A 16,376-nucleotide genomic window follows, 5' to 3' on the forward strand; every position below is an offset into this window, starting at 1 on the left:
CTTTAGCGTGGCGGGTGAAACTGTCCCCAGAGTTTCACCAGCATATAAGCTGCACTGGCCAGCACAAACACCCAGGCAATGCGCACCGTATGCCCGCGCATGGTTTTGCGCAGCCGGGGTGAAAACAGGTGCACATACACGACCACAAACAGCAAGACAACCAGCAGCAGACCCGCGTAACGTAAAGGAGCGATCAGCACCTCATTGCCCTTGCTGGCCTTTGCGCTCTTGCTCCAGCACCTTCCATGCCTTGTCCAGGCGGGCATCTGCGGCTTTCAGCTGCGCCTGGGCATCCTGTTCTTTTCTGGCCAGACGCTCACGCTCTTTTTGCGCCTCATCCACGGCTTTTTGCGCTTCTTCCAGTTTTTTCCGGGCCTGCTGGTAACGGAACTCGGCATCCTTGTGTTGTTGTACCGCCGAGTCGGCCTCGTTGTTTTTCATGTCTCGCCACAGCTGGGCGTGCTGCACTTCATCCTCTGCCGGACTGGCATCGGCAGCAGACATTGCCAGCAGACCAGCCGACAGCATGATACAAATCAGAGATTGTTTTTTCATAATTGCTAACATCGCTTATATTGAAGGTACGCTGGCATGCCCGTGTACGCATGCAGGGATGCCCATGGTAGTACATGTCGCATGCATCATGCCATACTGACGGGCTTTAAGCGGATTCAGGCTTTGACAAGGAAGGTGGAGTTCGGACGCCCGGTACGGCGATCGAAATCGTTTCTGCGGTCTTTGCTGACCTGCAAGAAGCGTTTGCGCCGGTCTTTATGGCGACGCTCGTCATCGGATTTGGCATGCTGGTCGACCGGGTTCACGCGTTTATCGGCGTGTTCTTGCGGCGTAACCGGCTCCGCGCCCTCAACGGCAGGAACCGCAGGACGTTCTGTGGCGGGTACGGCAGAAACCTTGTTGATCTGAATCATGAAATGCCCTCCATCATGATGCAATGCTTCTGATGGATTTATCGGCACAAGCTGCTGATTTCTTTAATTTTAAATGATTTCCTGCTACCGCGTGCGGGCATATGCAGTAGCGATAGCGACCAAATGACAGACGGACGATCCGAGGCCTGATGAAGCGTATTGAATTTCTGATAAGACTATGGCAACACCCCATTTACCGGAAAATCCTCTGGTTTAACGGTCTGCTGTTTGCCTTGGTGCTGGGCGGCGCTGCCGGTTATATGCTGCTGGAGCACTGGTCATTCTTTGACAGTCTGTACATGACCATCATCACCCTGGCCACCATCGGCTATGGCGAAACCCACCCGCTTGATACCGTGGGTAAGATTTTTACCATGATCCTGATCCTGTTTGGCTCGGGTATCATGGTGTATAGCGTTACCGGATTCATCACCTCTCTGCTGGAAGGTGACCTCAGAAAGGCACTCAGAAAAATGACCATGGAACGAGCCATTTCCGACCTCTCCGATCACATCATCGTATGCGGCAATAGCCAGACAGGCCAGTATGCCATTGCAGAGCTGCTCAAGGCCCGGCAGAAATTTGTCGTCATCGACATGGACCCCTTACGCCTGGAAAAGCTTGAATCGCCTAACGTTTACTGCATCCAGGGGGACGCCACGCATGAAGACACCTTGCGTCAGGCCGGTATCGAGCGGGCCGCCGGGCTGATCAGCACCCTGCATCACGATGCCGACAACCTGTTTGTGGTACTGACCGCCAGAGACCTGAACCCCAAGCTCAGGATCATTGCCAAGGCGGTAGAAGAAAGCTCGCTCAAGAAACTCCGCCAGGTGGGGGCAGACAGCGTGGTCATGCCGAATTTTATCGGCGGCTTGCGCATGGTCTCGGAGATGGTCCGGCCAAGTGTGGTAACATTTCTGGATATGATGCTGGGGGTGGCAGAGCGCTCGGTACGTGTGGAAGAACTGCAAATCCCGAGTGGTTCGCCCGTGATCGGCAAAACCCTGGGTGACCTGCACATCCTGCATGAACCGGATGTCTCGCTGGTGGCCGTCTTGCCTGCCAATGGTTCAGGCCACCGCTTTAACCCGCCAGCCCAGACTGCTTTGGCAGCACTGGACACCCTGATTTTGATTGGAGACGCAGAGCGCATTGCCAGCCTGAACAAACGGCTGGGCATTCGCGTCTGAGGCTCAAGACTTGCCGCAAGGAACCCGTATGCAACTTACCCTGACCCGCCCGGACGACTGGCATTTGCACCTGCGTGATGCGGAGGCACTGGCTGCCGTGTTACCTGACACTGCCCGCCAGTTTGGCCGTGCCATCATCATGCCAAACCTGAAACCGCCAGTCACCACCACCGAACTGGCGTTGGCTTACCGCGACCGCATCCTGGCGGCCTTACCCGCAGGCGCAGACTTTACCCCGCTGATGACCCTGTACCTGACCAACAATACGTCGGGTGAAGAAATCCAGAAAGCCAAAGCCAGCGGTGCAGTGGTTGCCGTCAAACTCTATCCCGCGGGCGCTACGACCAACTCGGATGCGGGCGTTACCGACCTGCTGGCCCGTTGCGGCGATGCACTGGCCGCCCTGCAGGAGGCCGGCATGCCGTTACTGGTGCACGGTGAAGTTACCGACAGCCAGATCGACATCTTTGACCGGGAAAAAGTGTTCATCGACCGGGTCATGGTGCCCCTGCTGGCCCGTTACCCCAAACTAAAAGTGGTATTCGAGCACATTACCACCGCCGATGCTGCCGAGTTCGTGATGGAAGCGCCTGCCAACGTGGCCGCCACCCTGACAGCACATCACCTGCTGATGAACCGCAATGCGCTGTTTACCGGCGGCATTCGTCCGCACCATTACTGCCTGCCCGTACTCAAGCGGGAAATCCACCGGGTCGCCTTGCTGGAAGCCGCCACTTCCGGCAGCAGCAAGTTCTTCCTGGGTACCGACAGTGCGCCACACGCCCGTCACACCAAGGAAGCCAGTTGTGGGTGTGCCGGCATGTACACGGCACTGACCGCCATGGAGCTGTACGCAGAGGCATTCGAGTCTGCCAACGCGCTGGACAAACTGGAAGCCTTTGCCAGCTTTAACGGCCCGGACTTTTACCAGCTGCCGCGCAACACCGGCACCATTACCCTCGTCAAACAGGAATGGACGGTTCCGGAAAGCCTGCCATACGGGCAGGATCAGCTGATTCCGCTTCGCGCAGGTGAGACCCTGCAATGGAAACTGGCCTAGTCATACAGGGTCACCGTCCAGTCATGGTCTTTCATGTCTGGACGGCATCATCCGGCAGGTGACGCCAGTAAGAAGATTACCGTTGCTTGCTATTGAGGAACTGGCGAATCGCCGTCTGGTTTGGACTGCTCACCAAGGTAAACTGCATGCCGACCTTGAACCCTTGGGACTGGCACACGCTGTAATTCACCACGGCATCGACTTCACATAACTGTTTTGACTGTGCGGTAATCAGCTCAAACCGCATCTTGCACTTGATATTGGCGGGCAGATTGAACGGCGCCAGTAACGACAAACCCTGTTCGGACACATCAAACGTCTTGCCTTCAAACAGCTTGCCGTCCGGCAGCAATACCAGCACCCGCGTCACATACACCTTGCGTACACTGCTGCGCCGCTCCTCCGGGCGCCCCCAGCCTTTGTTTCCGACGGTTGACCCTGAACCATCCTGCAGGACCTCTTTCGCCTGCGCTTCCAGGTCATACTCCTCTAACACAACTGCTTCCCTTGTCTGATGTATTGATGGCAACTTTGCAACCCCGACCTCAAAGATCAGGTCAAGGGTCTAAAAATCAAGACCGCCATTATCGCCCAACTGCCAGGACGCTTGCCAGTACTCCATTGCGCATCACCTGCCTGCAACAGCACATAGCATGATAGAATGACAACGGAAGTTCGCCAGACAATCGCTGCCAGTCTTTGACTGGGGGAGGAAAGTCCGGGCTCCACAGGGCAGGATGCCGGCTAACGGCCGGGCGTCGGAAGGCGACGGAAAGTGCAACAGAGAGCTGAACCGCCGATGGCCTCGCAAGAGGATCAGGTAAGGGTGAAAAGGTGCGGTAAGAGCGCACCGCAGCTGTGGCAACACAGTCTGGCAGGGTAAACCCCATCCGGAGCAAGACCAAATAGGCAGACGTTGAGGGGGCCCCCCGAGTCTGCGGGTAGGTTGCTTGAGCCCGTTAGCAATAACGGGCCTAGAGGAATGATTGTCGGGCCTGTCTGCCGGTAACGGTAGCCAGACCAACAGAACCCGGCTTATCGGCGAACTTCCAGTTTTCGCCAAGACAGGCACAGCGCCTGTTTTACGTAATACCCAACGGGCGTGACACCTGCTGCCATGCCCTGTCCATTCAACCGTGGCCTTTACCCGTCCTAGCCTCCATGACACACAAGCCAAGCATTCTGCTCGCCTCCAATAGCCCAAGACGCCGCGAGCTCCTCACCCAGATCGGCATCCCTTTCGAACACTTTGCCCCGGATATTGACGAAACACCGCTGCCAGACGAATTGCCGGCCGCGTACGTCTGTCGCATGGCAGAGCAAAAATCCCGTGCCGGCTGGCAAATGCGGCCTGCGGGCAGCACCTCGACATGGCTGCTGGCGGCCGATACCAGTGTGGTCATCGGCAACGACATTCTGGGCAAGCCGGTAGATGCTGCTGATGCAACGGCCATGCTGCGCCGGTACAGCGACACATCCCATCAGGTCATGACCGCCATTGCGGTGACCGACGGGGAACGCTTTGTTGTTAACAATGTCATTACCCAAGTCTATTTCCGGGCTCTGAGCGACGCCGAGATCGCAGCCTATATCGACACTGGCGAGCCCATGGACAAAGCGGGTGCCTATGGCATCCAGGGAACGGCTGCCCTGTTTGTATCGCATCTGGAAGGCAGCTACACTGGGGTAATGGGATTACCGCTTTTTGAAACCGGCCAATTATTGCAAGCATTCGGATACCCGATACTATGAACCAGGAAATTCTTATCAACGTAACGCCGCAGGAAACCCGGGTGGCGGTCATGGAAGACGGCATTGTCCAGGAGCTTCACATCGAGCGTGAAGCACAACGCGGACTGGTCGGAAACATCTATCTGGGCCAGGTGCGCCGCGTGTTGCCGGGCATGCAGTCCGCCTTTATCGAAATCGGCCTGGAACGTGCCGCCTTTTTGCACATTGCCGATCTGTTCGAGCAGCGCCACCATCCGAACCCGGACCTCAGAATCGAAAAACTCCTGCACGAAGGCCAGACCGTGGTGGTACAGGTCATCAAGGACCCGATCGGCACCAAAGGTGCCCGTCTGTCCACCCAGATTTCGCTGGCTGGCCGGTATCTGGTCTTGCTGCCGCAAGAACATCACATCGGCATTTCCCAGCGCATCGGCAACGATACTGAACGCGAGCACCTGAAAGAACGCCTGACCCGCCTGCTGCCGCAAGACAACCAGAATGGTTACATCCTGCGCACCAGCGCAGAAACGGCCAGCGACGACGAGCTCAATGCCGACATCAGCTACCTGCAAAAAATCTGGGACAGCATCCAGGAGTCGTCGCGCCGTGCGCCCAGCAAATCCCTGTTGTTCCAGGATCTGTCGATGCCGATCCGTGTCTTGCGCGACTTCGTCAATCCGGAAACCCGGGTGATCCGCGTCGACTCGCGCGAAACCTTCCAGAAAATGCAGGACTTTGCCGAACAGTTTGTCTCCGGCGTTGTGGACCGGATCAGCCACTACAGTGGCGAGCGCCCGGTGTTTGAGACCTACGGTGTAGAAGCCGAAATCGAGCGCGCCCTTTCGCGCCGCGTCAATCTGAAATTCGGCGGTTACCTGATCATCGACCAGACCGAAGCCATGACCACCATTGACGTTAACACCGGTGGTTTTGTCGGCACCCGCAATTTTGACGACACCATTTTCAAAACCAACCTGGAAGCCACGCAAGCCATTGCCCGCCAGCTGCGCTTGCGCAACCTGGGGGGCATGATCCTGATCGACTTTATCGACATGGATAGCGAAGAGCACCGTACCGCCGTACTGGCCGAACTGACCAAAGCCATGTCGCGCGACCGTACCCGGGTCACCATCAACGGCTTTACCAACCTCGGCCTGATCGAGCTCACCCGCAAGCGCACGCGCGAGAGCCTGGCCCACATCCTGTGCGAACCTTGCCCGACCTGCCAGGGCCGTGGCCAGATCAAGACCGCACAAACCATGTGTTACGAGATTCTGCGCGAAGTGGTGCGGGAAGCCCGCCAGTACAACGCCCGTGAATACCGGGTGCTGGCATCGCAAGCCGTGATTGAGGTGTTTCTGGATGAAGAATCGCAAAGTCTGGCCCAGCTGGCCGACTTTATCGGCAAACCGATCCGCTTGCAGGTAGAAACCCAGTACAGCCAGGAACAATACGACGTGGTGCTGTCATGAAGCCCGGCAAAACCGGTCTGACCCGGCTGATCCATGCCTTCGGCTACTCGATGGACGGTTTCAAGACGGGCTGGCAGCGTGAGGCAGCCATCCGGCAGGAGCTGATCGCGCTGATCGTACTGATCCCGTTTGGCCTCTGGTTACCGGTCGCCATCGGGGTCAAGCTGGGACTGCTGGGCTCGACCCTGGCCGTACTGGTCGTCGAGCTACTCAATTCGGCCATTGAGGCCGTGGTTGACCTGGCGTCGCCAGAACGCCACGACCTGGCCAAACTGGCCAAGGATCTCGGCAGCGCAGCCGTACTGGTTACCTTGCTGGTGTGTATTACCGTCTGGGCATACGCCCTGTGGCTGGCCTTTGGTGGCGCCTGAGCCGCCTTTCCGTGAAAGGATCTCCTCCATGAAATCCGCATCCATCTTCGCATTCCCCCTCAAAGGCCTGCTGGCAGCGAGCCTGGCCGTTGCCTTGCTGGCCGGTTGCGCATCCAGCAAGTCCGGCGAGGTGTATAGCCGTGGCAGTGCCAGAACGGTACAGACCGTAGAAACCGGCATTGTCCGCAATGTCCGCATGGTCAAGATCGAAGGCACCAATAGCGGCGTCGGCACAATTGGTGGCGGCATTGTCGGTGGTATCGCCGGCAGCCATGTGGGCGGTGGGGATGGCCAGATTGTAGGTGGTGTCATTGGCGGCATACTTGGCGGCCTGGCAGGATCGGCCATCGAACGCAACACCACCCAGACCGATGGCATTGAAATTACCGTGCAACTGGATAACGGCCGGACCATTGCCATCGTGCAAGAGGCAACCGAATCCTTCCGTGTCGGTGATCGGGTCAATGTGTTGACGGGTCAGGGCGAAAGCCGCGTCACTCACTGACCGTCAGCACGATTTCTCCATTTTTTGCAGCAGGGTGCAACATGTCCTGGTTTATCTTGGTTCTGGCAGGCATTTTTGAAGTAGTCTGGGCCATCGGCCTCAAATACACGGTCGGGTTTACCCGTCTGTGGCCCAGCATCGGCACGGGCATTGCCATGCTCATCAGCATTGTATTGCTGAATATGGCCATGAAACAGCTGCCGGTCGGTACGGCTTACGCGGTATGGGTGGGTATCGGAGCGGTAGGGACCGTCATCATGGGCATCGCCTTGCTGGGCGAGCCCATGAATCTGGCCAGAATGGTCAGCCTCGGGCTGATCATTTGCGGCATTGTCGGTTTGAAACTGGCACCTTAGGCTGCTACCTTAGCGCGCTTGTGCCATGGCCATCAGGCGGTCAACCCGCTCGCTGGTTTCCGGATGCGTCCGGAACAGGCCGGTGATACCGCTGCCGGACAAGGGGTTGATGATCATCATCTGTGCCGTTTCCGGATGCTGCTCGGCAGGCATCATGTGATAGCCTTGGGCATAGCGTTCGATCTTCTGCAACGCACTGGCCAAGGCCAACGGGTCACCACTGATTGCCGCGCCGCCACGGTCGGCTTCAAACTCTCGCGCCCGTGAAATGGCCATCTGGATCAGGGTGGCGGCCAGCGGTGCAAAAATCATGATCAGAATCGCCACGATCGGATTCACGCTGCGCTCGTCGTCGCGCGAACCACCGGTAAAAAACATGGCAAAGTTGGCAATTGCCGAAATCGCACCCGCAACCGATGCAGTCAGGGTCGAAATCAGGGTATCCCGATGCTTGATGTGCGCCAGCTCGTGCGCCATTACCCCGCGCAATTCGCGCTCCGTCAGCACCCGCATGATACCCGTCGTTGCAGCCACGGCCGCGTGCTCCGGGTTGCGTCCGGTGGCAAATGCGTTTGGTTGTGCCTCATCGATGATGAAGACTTTCGGCATGGGCAAACCGGCGTTATGGGCCAGTTCCGCCACCATCTGGTAGAACTGCGGGGCAGATTGGGCATCCACCTGGCGTGCGTTGTACATGCGCAGGACAGCCTGGTCCGAGAACCAATAAGCCCAGAAGTTCATCCCGCCGGCAAACAGCAAGGCAATCAGCAAGCCTGCTTTGCCCCCCAGCATGAGACCAATCACCCCGAAAAGGCCGGTAATGGCAGCCATCAGCAGGGTTGTCTTGAACCAGTTTCCGATCATTTTTCCATGACTCCATCGCTACCGTTTTCACGGCGTACGGGTTAGATCAGGGCAAATCGGTAAAATTCAATATGCGTACGGCTATTTGCCCAGCAGCAAACCATCGCTCAGTTGCTGCCCTGCCAGCAAGGCGGCGGCTGGGGCGCGCTTGGCACCGGCCCGCTGCACCTCTTGCAGCCGCAATGCGCCTTGTCCACAGATCACCAGCACCTGATGATCATCAATGACCACCATCCCAGGCGTACCGGGCCATTGGCCTTCCAGTGCATCAGCCAGCCAGATTTTCAGCACGTCGCCTTCTAGTAACGTGGTCGCACCCGGCGCCGGGTTCAGCGCACGCACCTTGCGCGCCAGGACATCGGCCGGCAAGGTCCAGTCGAGTTTTGCCTCGGCCTTGTCAATCTTGGCTGCATAATTCACGCCCGCTTCCGGCTGAATCACCGGCGTGATCTCCCCCGCCACCCAGCGCGGCAGGGTTTCCACAATGGCCTGCCCGCCCTGCTCCGCCAGCTTGTCGTGCAGGCTGGCGGTCGTATCCGTTGACGCGATCGGGGTCCGGTACACGCTCAGCATCGGACCAGTATCCAGCCCGGCTTCCATCTGCATGATGGTAATGCCGGTCTCGCGATCCCCCGCTTCGATCGCCCGATGGATCGGCGCTGCGCCACGCCAGCGGGGCAACAGCGAAGCATGAATGTTCAGGCAGCCATGCTTGGGGATATCCAGCACCACTTGCGGCAAAATCAGCCCGTAGGCCGCCACCACCATCACGTCGGCATTCAGCGCGCGCAAGTCCTGCTGCACCTGTTCATCCCGCAAGGTCAGCGGCTGCCAGACCGGAATCTGGTGCGCCAGCGCGCAGGTCTTGACCGGGCTTGGCGTCAGCTTCATCCCCCGGCCGGCAGGCCGGTCTGGCTGGGTCAGCACCAAAATGATCTCGTGCCCGGCATTGATCAGGGCTTGCAGGGCTTTTTCGGCAAATACGGGGGTTCCGGCAAAAATAATGCGCATGTATGACCTTGTTGGGTGGCTTACAGGTTTTTCTGGTGCTGTTTCTTCAGTTTCTTCAGGATGCGGTCCTGTTTCAGACGCGACAGGTGCTCGACAAACACCTTGCCATCCAGATGGTCGATCTCGTGCTGGATGCAAATGGCCAGCAGGTCATCGGCGTCCAGCGTGTATGGCTTGCCGTCGCGCCCCAGTGCTTCCAGCGTCACCCGGTCAGCCCGTTTGACCTTGTCGTAAATACCCGGGACGGACAGGCAGCCTTCTTCGTACTCGCGCTCGCCATCACGGTGGGTGATTTTCGGGTTGATCATGACCAGCGGACCCGTCTTGTCTTCGCTCACGTCAATGACCACCACCCGCTTGTGGACATTCACCTGCGTGGCAGCCAGGCCAATGCCGTGCGCTTCGTACATGGTTTCCAGCATGTCGTCTATCAAGGTCAAGAGACTGTCGTCGACTTCCGTCACCGGTTTGGCGACGATATGCAGTCTTTCGTCCGGATAGTGCAAAATATTTAGTAAAGCCATAGTGTAGTGTCCGATTTAAGCACCATTTTTGTCCGCTTACTTGCTATGATGACAAAATGGATGCAGTATTTCTGCTATTTATCTGACATAATTAGATAAATTTTCATAAATCCTATTGTACAGATGCTTCTGTAGCATACAAAATAGGTTTATTCCAAATCATGACTTCACCGAGGTTGGCCATGCGCAAGGCTATTATATCGCTACTGATGATTGCTGGTTTAACTGGCGTGCATGCAGACGAGCTGGCATTAAAAAGCACTCACCCCGATACCTACACGGTCAAGCGTGGCGATACGCTGTGGGATATTTCAGGCAAGTTCCTGAAGCAGCCATGGCGCTGGCCTGAAATCTGGAATCTCAACAAAGACGAGATCAAGAACCCGCACTGGATTTACCCGGGCGACCTGATTACGCTCGACATGGTCAACGGCAAGCCGCGCCTGTCACGCTCGCGCGGTGCCAAAATGAGTGGCGGCCTGGTCAAGCTGAGTCCGCAGGTACGCGTGCAGGGGCTGGACGCCGATGCCATACCGACCATTCCTTCCTCAGTCATCGACCCGTTTCTGAGCCAGCCGATTGTCATTACCGACCAGCAGCTGAAAAGCTCGCCGCGGGTGGCAGCCGGTGCAGAAGGGCGCCTGAGCTATGGCCAGCATGATTTCATTTACGCGCTAGGCATGAAAGACGAAAAAGTCGGGTCAGACTGGCAAATCTACCGCCAGGGCCGCGCGCTGATTGATCCGGAAGACAAAGACAAGAAAAAGGTACTCGGCTACGAGGCCCTGTATCTGGGTGATGCCCGTCTGGATGTTGCGGGCGATGTCAGCAAGCTGCTGATCGTGAAAGCCGAACGCGAAATCAGCCAGAGTGACCGTCTGCTGGCTGCACCGCTGCCAACCCTGCGCAATTACCAGCCGCATGCCGTTCCTGCCGATTTTGCTGCCAAAGTGGTATCCACCTACGGCGACATGGCCGAAGGCGGGCAGTACTACATGGTGGTCGTCAACAAAGGCCAGCAAGAAGGCATGGAAGTGGGCCACGTGATGAATGTTCTGAACGCTGGCCGCCTGATCGTGAAGGAAGAAACATCCGAAGCAGATCATTACACCCTGCCTGAAGAAGCCGGCAAGCTGATGGTTTTCAAAACCTTTGACCATCTGTCTTACGCGCTGGTCATGGAATCTACCCGACCAATCAAACCGGGTGACATTCTGGCTGCTCCATGACAGAACACGAAGCGTGGTTACGCTTGACACTGACGCCGGGCTTAGGTCCGGCGTATTTATTGGCACTGCTCAGACAGTTTGGTTCTCCGGAAGACAGTCTGGCGCAGAGCGAGCTGTCGCTCGTGCGTGCAGTCCCCGCCAAGGTCGCCAAAGCCATCAAGCAAGGCATCGACGAACAATGGCTGGCACAGCACCTGCAATGGCTGGAAGATCCGGCAAACAGCCTGATGACGCTGGCCGACACCGACTACCCGCCCCAGTTACTGGAAAGTCCCGCTCCGCCTCCGTTACTGTTCGTCAAAGGTAAGCGGCACTTGCTTAGCCGTACTGCCATTGGCGTAGTCGGCAGCCGTCATGCCACCACCTCCGGCATGGACAATGCGCGGGCGTTCAGCAAAGCGCTGTCTGACGCCGGCATTACCGTTATCAGCGGGCTGGCCGCCGGCATAGACACCACCGCGCATGAAGGCGCCCTGTCCGGCCCGGGCAGCACCATTGCGGTGGTCGGCACGGGGCTTGACCGGGTGTACCCGGCCCGCAACCGCGACCTTGCCCACAAAATTGCCGTCTCGGGTGCCATTGTGTCCGAGTACCCGCTGGGGTCTGAGCCCCTGCCCGGCCACTTTCCGCAGCGCAACCGCATCATTGCCGGACTGGCCAAAGGCTGCCTGGTCGTGGAAGCCACCCTGGGCAGTGGGTCGCTGATTACGGCCAAAGAGGCACTGGAAGCCGGGCGGGATGTGTTTGCCATCCCCGGGTCCATTCATGCGCCGCAAAGCAAAGGCTGTCACCAGCTGATCAAATCTGGCGCCAAGCTGGTCGATGATGTGGCGGACATTCTGTCCGAGCTGCCAAACCTAGAACATGCCAATCTGGATCAATCCTCCGCCTCGTCCCGTCAGGTCGATGTAGCACCGGCGTTACCAGCCGGGCTGGATTTTGATCCGGTTGATCTCGACACCCTGTCTCTCCGCAGCGGCGTGACAATGACGGCACTGATCGGCGAATTGCTGCAACTGGAACTATCCGGCTGGGTCGAAAGTCTACCGGGAGGCCGTTACCGACGCAGAAAATAGCGATTTTTGTATCCGGCTCAAAAAGAGGATTGTCGTTTATACAAAATTGCCGTTACACTGAAAAAAGGAAAGAACCCGATTCTGCATCCATCCGTCGCGACGCAAACAGGATTTAGCGCACATTTTGCCTATCTTATATATGTAACAGACGTGATTTGGTGCAAGAAGCACTTTATGAGAGCAAGGCATACATGGCAGCCAATCTGCTGATTGTGGAGTCGCCCGCCAAGGCGAAGACCATCAAGAAATATCTGGGTAGCGAGTTTGAGGTGCTGGCCTCTTATGGTCACGTACGCGGCTTGGTGCGTAAAGACGGCTCTGTTGATGTCAACAATGACTTTGCAATGAAGTATCAGATCATTGCCAAGAACAGCAAGCATGTCGATGCGATTGCCCAGGCGGTCAAACAGGCTGACAACATCTATCTGGCAACTGACCCGGACCGCGAAGGTGAGGCCATTTCCTGGCATATTCTCGAGATCCTGAAAAGCAAACGCCTGACGGTGAACAAGCAGATCAAGCGGGTGGTGTTCCACGAAATTACCCAGACGGCCATCAAGGATGCTGTCGCACACCCGCGTGACATTGCTTACGATCTGGTCAATGCCCAGCAGGCCCGTTCTGCGCTGGATTATCTGGTGGGTTTCAATCTGTCGCCGCTCTTGTGGCGAAAAATCCGGCAAGGCCTGTCCGCCGGCCGCGTGCAGAGCCCGGCCTTGCGCCTGATCTGCGAACGCGAAAACGAGATTCGGGCTTTCCAGAGCCAGGAATACTGGTCTGTGCATCTGGACAGCCACAAAGGCCGTACCAAGTTTGGCGCCAAGCTGTTCCAGCTGGAAGGCAAAAAGCTCGACCAGTTTGACATCAACAGCGAAGCCATCAACCAGGATGTCCTGAGCAAGCTGGAAGGCAAGCCGGCGGTGGTGACCAGCGTCGAGAAAAAGCGCAAGACCCGCTCGGCAGCCGCACCGTTTACCACGTCAACCATGCTGCAGGAAGCCGGCCGCAAACTGGGCCTGACGGCTGACCGTACCACGCGCGCAGCCCAGCAGCTGTATGAAGGTATCGACATCGGACAGGGTCCGATCGGTCTGATCACCTATATGCGTACCGACTCGGTCACGCTCTCAGCCGAAGCGGTTGAAGAAATTCGCCACTACATTGGCAAGAATTTCGAGCCGGACAGCCTGCCCAAGTCGCCGGTGCAGTACAAGAGTAAAGCCAAGAATGCCCAAGAGGCCCACGAGGCCATCCGCCCGACCTCGATTTTCCGTTCTCCGGAATCGGTCAAAGGTTTCTTGTCTGCCGACCAGTTCAAACTGTATGAAATGATCTGGAAGCGTACCGTCGCCAGCCAGATGTCACCTGCCAAATTTGACGTTACCAGCGTGGACATCGAAGTCGGCGCTGGCAACCTGTTCCGGGCGTCCGGCCAGATTCTGGCATTTGCCGGCTTTATGGCGGTGTATCTGGAAGACGAAGACGACGTTGAAGACGAAGACAACGCCAAGCTGCCGCTGTTGGAAGAAGGCGACCAGCTGCCTGTCGACAAACTGTACGGCGACCAGCATTTTACCCAGCCACCGCCCCGCTTTACGGAAGCCAGCCTGATCAAGGCGCTGGAAGAATTCGGGATTGGCCGGCCGTCGACCTACCCTAGCATCATTACCACGCTCAAAGACCGTGAGTATGTGCTGGTCGACAAGAAACGCCTGACGCCAACCGATACCGGCGAAGTGGTCAACAAGTTCCTGACCGAACACTTTACCCAGTACGTGGACTACAACTTTACCGCCAAGCTGGAAGACAAGCTGGATGAAATCTCCAATGGTTCCCGCGAATGGGTACCGGTGATGGAAGAGTTCTGGAAGGGTTTCCACAAGCAGGTTGAAGAAAAGAAAAACCTGACCCGTGCCGAAGTAACGCACGAAGCGCTGGACGAGAACTGCCCGAAATGTGGCAAGCAACTGACCATCCGCTTTGGCAAGCGCGGCCGGTTTGTCGGATGCTCCGGCTACCCGGAGTGCGATTACACCCGCAACATGAATGCCGACCCGAACGAAGCACCGGAAGAACCGGTCGAAGTAGAAGGACGCGAGTGCCCGAAATGTGGTGGCCCGCTGGTGCTCAAATCCGGCCAGTATGGCAAGTTTCTGGGGTGCAAGAACTACCCGACCTGCAAGCATATCGAGCCGCTGGAAAAACCGAAGGATACCGGGGTCACCTGTCCGGAATGCAACAAGGGCACACTGATCGAGCGCAAGAGCCGTTATGGCAAGCTGTTCTACAGTTGCAATACCTACCCTAGCTGCAAGTATGCGACCTGGAATCCGCCGATTGCCGAGGCTTGTCCGCAGTGCAAATGGCCGATCCTGACCCTGAAGACCACCAAGCGTCGCGGGACGGAAAAAGTGTGTCCGCAGAAAGAATGCGGCTTCAGTGAAGTGGTGATTCCGCCAGAGCCAAAGGCCTAAGCGGACAAAGGCAAACGATCATGTGTCAGTTACTCGGCATGAACTGCAATGTACCCACGGATATCGCATTTTCTTTCCGTGGGTTCCGGCAGCGTGCCGGGGTCACCGATCAGCATAGCGACGGGTTTGGTATCGGCTTTTTTGAAGAAGCCGGTTGCCGCCTGTTTCTGGACTACAAAGCCGCCAGCGAGTCGCCCATTGCCAAGCTGGTAGATCATTACCCGATCAAGTCCCTGAATGTGATTGCGCATATCCGCAAGGCAACCCAAGGGGTTGTCTCGCTGGCCAATTGCCACCCGTTCCAGCGAGAACTGTGGGGGCAATACTGGCTGTTTGCCCATAACGGTGACCTGAAGCGGCTGCCGCGCGGCATCGGCAAAGGGCATTACTATCAGCCAGTGGGCACCACCGATAGCGAGCAGGCATTTTGCTTTTTACTGGAAAACCTGCGCAGCCATCATGACACCATGCCCTCGCCGGACATCCTGTTTGCAGAACTGAAAGTCCTGACTTCTGCCCTGGCAGGCTATGGCGTATTCAACTTCATCCTCTCCAACGGGCAATACATGTTTGCCCATTGCAGCACCAACCTGAGCTATATTGTCCGCAAAGCACCATTCACGACCGCGCATTTGCTGGACGAGGATGTGACGTTTGATTTCAGCACCGTGACCACGCCGACCGACCGGGTGGCCGTGATTGCGACCCAGCCGCTGACCGACAATGAAGTGTGGACGAAATTTGAACCGGATCAATTGATCATGTTCATTGAAGGCGAACCCGTATGGGAGCAGCGCTGCCTGCACACCCGCAAAACTGCTGCAATCACTGAATCAACGACCAGCGAACCGCACGCGTAACCTGCGCCGGTACCAGACAGTCCAGCCGGCCAGCAACCCCATGACACCGTAAAACATGAAGGGCGATACCAGCAGGAATCGCTCGATAGGCCAGGTAAAGGCCAGCACTACGCGCAGGACGCACTCTGCCACCATGCCGCCACCCCACACAACAGTCATGATGTTCATGGCCTGCCGGGTTTGCGGATCATTCAGGCGCTGATCAAAACGTGCGGCGGCCTCTGCGCCTTCCCGGGCAAGGGTGGCACGAGCCAGATAGAACATGGCCGGTTTTTTCAGGGCCAGGGATAACAGCGCCGCCAACCCTAGGACACCCGTCACGAGCGACTCGCGCGCCAAGACCCAGCGCGGACTGCCGCCCATGCCCAGCATCAGCGCAGACAACACCAGCCCCAGTAGCGAGATGGTGGCGACTGCATCCAGCCGGCGGTGCCAGAGCAGTTCAACCACGGACCAGACAATTGGCGGCACGGCCGACCAGAGCAAGGCGGGCGTTTCCGCCATGCCATGATCAAACAGTTGCTTATAGATCAGCCAGGGCAGCAGGATATTGAGGCCGATTTCCAGCAGCCAGACTTTTTTGGACATGTAGGCACTTCCAGTTCATGAATTTGTCATTTGCACCAGGGTCTGTTCACACTATTTTCTCAAGTGAGAACAGGGCCTAGAGGGTTTAACGTACAATACTGCGAACCGATGACATTTTAAGCGATCCCCCTTT

General features: G+C 57.2%; 19 protein-coding genes and 1 other RNA gene. 12 read left to right on the top strand and 8 right to left on the bottom strand.

The window, feature by feature from the left end; translation table 11 throughout:
* Positions 1-2: 2 nt before the first annotated feature.
* From F552_RS0108025 to F552_RS0108035, 3 genes are all read right to left on the bottom strand, one after another.
* Positions 3-200: a protein MIGRI gene (locus F552_RS0108025; protein ID WP_018151217.1), complete on the bottom strand. Its 198-nt coding sequence runs from the start codon at positions 198-200 to the stop codon at positions 3-5.
* Position 201: 1 nt separating this feature from the next.
* Positions 202-555, bottom strand: a complete 354-nt coding sequence (locus F552_RS0108030; protein WP_018151218.1) for a hypothetical protein — start codon at positions 553-555, stop codon at positions 202-204.
* A 116-nt stretch (positions 556-671) separates the two neighbouring features.
* Positions 672-929: a hypothetical protein gene (locus F552_RS0108035; protein WP_018151219.1), complete on the bottom strand. Its 258-nt coding sequence runs from the start codon at positions 927-929 to the stop codon at positions 672-674.
* A gap of 149 nt (positions 930-1,078) precedes the next feature.
* Between F552_RS0108035 and F552_RS0108040 the strand changes: the two genes are divergently transcribed.
* Both F552_RS0108040 and pyrC read left to right on the top strand, forming a co-directional pair.
* Positions 1,079-2,122: a potassium channel family protein gene (locus F552_RS0108040; protein WP_018151220.1), complete on the top strand. Its 1,044-nt coding sequence runs from the start codon at positions 1,079-1,081 to the stop codon at positions 2,120-2,122.
* A 28-nt stretch (positions 2,123-2,150) separates the two neighbouring features.
* Positions 2,151-3,182, top strand: a complete 1,032-nt coding sequence (gene pyrC, locus F552_RS0108045; protein ID WP_018151221.1) for a dihydroorotase — start codon at positions 2,151-2,153, stop codon at positions 3,180-3,182.
* 76 nt (positions 3,183-3,258) lie between these two features.
* Here pyrC and F552_RS0108050 read toward each other — a convergent pair whose 3' ends face one another.
* Positions 3,259-3,678, bottom strand: coding sequence for a PilZ domain-containing protein (locus F552_RS0108050; RefSeq protein ID WP_018151222.1), 420 nt, complete (start codon positions 3,676-3,678; stop codon positions 3,259-3,261).
* A 174-nt stretch (positions 3,679-3,852) separates the two neighbouring features.
* On the opposite strand from F552_RS0108050, the gene rnpB reads away from it, so the two are divergent.
* From rnpB to sugE, 6 genes are all read left to right on the top strand, one after another.
* Positions 3,853-4,236: RNase P RNA component class A (rnpB, locus tag F552_RS20035), an RNA gene on the top strand.
* A 107-nt stretch (positions 4,237-4,343) separates the two neighbouring features.
* Positions 4,344-4,934, top strand: a complete 591-nt coding sequence (locus tag F552_RS0108055; RefSeq protein ID WP_018151223.1) for a Maf family protein — start codon at positions 4,344-4,346, stop codon at positions 4,932-4,934.
* Entirely contained in the window at positions 4,931-6,385 is a 1,455-nt protein-coding gene (rng, locus tag F552_RS0108060) for a ribonuclease G (RefSeq protein WP_018151224.1), read from the top strand. Before F552_RS0108055 ends, rng begins: the two co-directional genes overlap by 4 nt.
* Complete coding sequence (locus F552_RS0108065; RefSeq protein WP_018151225.1) at positions 6,382-6,756, top strand: diacylglycerol kinase; 375 nt, start codon at positions 6,382-6,384, stop codon at positions 6,754-6,756. Before rng ends, F552_RS0108065 begins: the two co-directional genes overlap by 4 nt.
* 28 nt (positions 6,757-6,784) lie before the next feature.
* Positions 6,785-7,261, top strand: coding sequence for an outer membrane lipoprotein (locus tag F552_RS0108070; RefSeq protein ID WP_018151226.1), 477 nt, complete (start codon positions 6,785-6,787; stop codon positions 7,259-7,261).
* A gap of 41 nt (positions 7,262-7,302) precedes the next feature.
* Positions 7,303-7,617: a quaternary ammonium compound efflux SMR transporter SugE gene (gene sugE / locus F552_RS0108075; RefSeq protein ID WP_018151227.1), complete on the top strand. Its 315-nt coding sequence runs from the start codon at positions 7,303-7,305 to the stop codon at positions 7,615-7,617.
* A 9-nt stretch (positions 7,618-7,626) separates the two neighbouring features.
* Here sugE and htpX read toward each other — a convergent pair whose 3' ends face one another.
* From htpX to def, 3 genes are all read right to left on the bottom strand, one after another.
* Positions 7,627-8,481, bottom strand: coding sequence for a zinc metalloprotease HtpX (htpX, locus tag F552_RS0108080; protein WP_018151228.1), 855 nt, complete (start codon positions 8,479-8,481; stop codon positions 7,627-7,629).
* 81 nt (positions 8,482-8,562) lie between these two features.
* On the bottom strand, positions 8,563-9,492 hold the full coding sequence (fmt, locus tag F552_RS0108085; RefSeq protein ID WP_018151229.1) for a methionyl-tRNA formyltransferase: 930 nt from the start codon (positions 9,490-9,492) through the stop codon (positions 8,563-8,565).
* A gap of 20 nt (positions 9,493-9,512) precedes the next feature.
* Positions 9,513-10,016, bottom strand: a complete 504-nt coding sequence (def, locus tag F552_RS0108090; protein WP_018151230.1) for a peptide deformylase — start codon at positions 10,014-10,016, stop codon at positions 9,513-9,515.
* Between the two features lie 182 nt (positions 10,017-10,198).
* On the opposite strand from def, the gene F552_RS0108095 reads away from it, so the two are divergent.
* From F552_RS0108095 to F552_RS18790, 4 genes are all read left to right on the top strand, one after another.
* Complete coding sequence (locus F552_RS0108095; RefSeq protein WP_018151231.1) at positions 10,199-11,245, top strand: LysM peptidoglycan-binding domain-containing protein; 1,047 nt, start codon at positions 10,199-10,201, stop codon at positions 11,243-11,245.
* Positions 11,242-12,321, top strand: coding sequence for a DNA-processing protein DprA (dprA, locus tag F552_RS0108100; RefSeq protein WP_018151232.1), 1,080 nt, complete (start codon positions 11,242-11,244; stop codon positions 12,319-12,321). Before F552_RS0108095 ends, dprA begins: the two co-directional genes overlap by 4 nt.
* A 191-nt stretch (positions 12,322-12,512) precedes the next feature.
* Positions 12,513-14,795, top strand: coding sequence for a type I DNA topoisomerase (gene topA / locus F552_RS0108105; protein ID WP_026182515.1), 2,283 nt, complete (start codon positions 12,513-12,515; stop codon positions 14,793-14,795).
* Between the two features lie 20 nt (positions 14,796-14,815).
* Positions 14,816-15,655 (top strand): class II glutamine amidotransferase, encoded by an 840-nt coding sequence (locus F552_RS18790; RefSeq protein WP_051078280.1) that lies wholly within the window; start codon positions 14,816-14,818, stop codon positions 15,653-15,655.
* Here F552_RS18790 and F552_RS0108115 read toward each other — a convergent pair.
* Positions 15,629-16,243, bottom strand: a complete 615-nt coding sequence (locus F552_RS0108115) for a VC0807 family protein (protein ID WP_018151235.1) — start codon at positions 16,241-16,243, stop codon at positions 15,629-15,631. The genes F552_RS18790 and F552_RS0108115 overlap by 27 nt on opposite strands.
* Positions 16,244-16,376 lie beyond the last annotated feature (133 nt).

Source organism: Leeia oryzae DSM 17879, from assembly GCF_000376945.1.
Taxonomy (GTDB): Bacteria; Pseudomonadota; Gammaproteobacteria; order Burkholderiales; family Leeiaceae; genus Leeia; species Leeia oryzae.

Bases quoted from the DNA above. Each gene is read 5' to 3' on its own strand.
- F552_RS0108030 (WP_018151218.1), bottom strand. From the start codon at position 555: ATGAAAAAACAATCTCTGATTTGTATCATGCTGTCGGCTGGTCTGCTG.
- F552_RS0108035 (WP_018151219.1), bottom strand. From the start codon at position 929: ATGATTCAGATCAACAAGGTTTCTGCCGTACCCGCCACAGAACGTCCT.
- F552_RS0108040 (WP_018151220.1), top strand. From the start codon at position 1,079: ATGAAGCGTATTGAATTTCTGATAAGACTATGGCAACACCCCATTTAC.
- pyrC (WP_018151221.1), top strand. From the start codon at position 2,151: ATGCAACTTACCCTGACCCGCCCGGACGACTGGCATTTGCACCTGCGT.
- F552_RS0108055 (WP_018151223.1), top strand. From the start codon at position 4,344: ATGACACACAAGCCAAGCATTCTGCTCGCCTCCAATAGCCCAAGACGC.
- rng (WP_018151224.1), top strand. From the start codon at position 4,931: ATGAACCAGGAAATTCTTATCAACGTAACGCCGCAGGAAACCCGGGTG.
- F552_RS0108065 (WP_018151225.1), top strand. From the start codon at position 6,382: ATGAAGCCCGGCAAAACCGGTCTGACCCGGCTGATCCATGCCTTCGGC.
- F552_RS0108070 (WP_018151226.1), top strand. From the start codon at position 6,785: ATGAAATCCGCATCCATCTTCGCATTCCCCCTCAAAGGCCTGCTGGCA.
- sugE (WP_018151227.1), top strand. From the start codon at position 7,303: ATGTCCTGGTTTATCTTGGTTCTGGCAGGCATTTTTGAAGTAGTCTGG.
- htpX (WP_018151228.1), bottom strand. From the start codon at position 8,481: ATGATCGGAAACTGGTTCAAGACAACCCTGCTGATGGCTGCCATTACC.
- fmt (WP_018151229.1), bottom strand. From the start codon at position 9,492: ATGCGCATTATTTTTGCCGGAACCCCCGTATTTGCCGAAAAAGCCCTG.
- def (WP_018151230.1), bottom strand. From the start codon at position 10,016: ATGGCTTTACTAAATATTTTGCACTATCCGGACGAAAGACTGCATATC.
- F552_RS0108095 (WP_018151231.1), top strand. From the start codon at position 10,199: ATGCGCAAGGCTATTATATCGCTACTGATGATTGCTGGTTTAACTGGC.
- dprA (WP_018151232.1), top strand. From the start codon at position 11,242: ATGACAGAACACGAAGCGTGGTTACGCTTGACACTGACGCCGGGCTTA.
- topA (WP_026182515.1), top strand. From the start codon at position 12,513: ATGGCAGCCAATCTGCTGATTGTGGAGTCGCCCGCCAAGGCGAAGACC.
- F552_RS18790 (WP_051078280.1), top strand. From the start codon at position 14,816: ATGTGTCAGTTACTCGGCATGAACTGCAATGTACCCACGGATATCGCA.
- F552_RS0108115 (WP_018151235.1), bottom strand. From the start codon at position 16,243: ATGTCCAAAAAAGTCTGGCTGCTGGAAATCGGCCTCAATATCCTGCTG.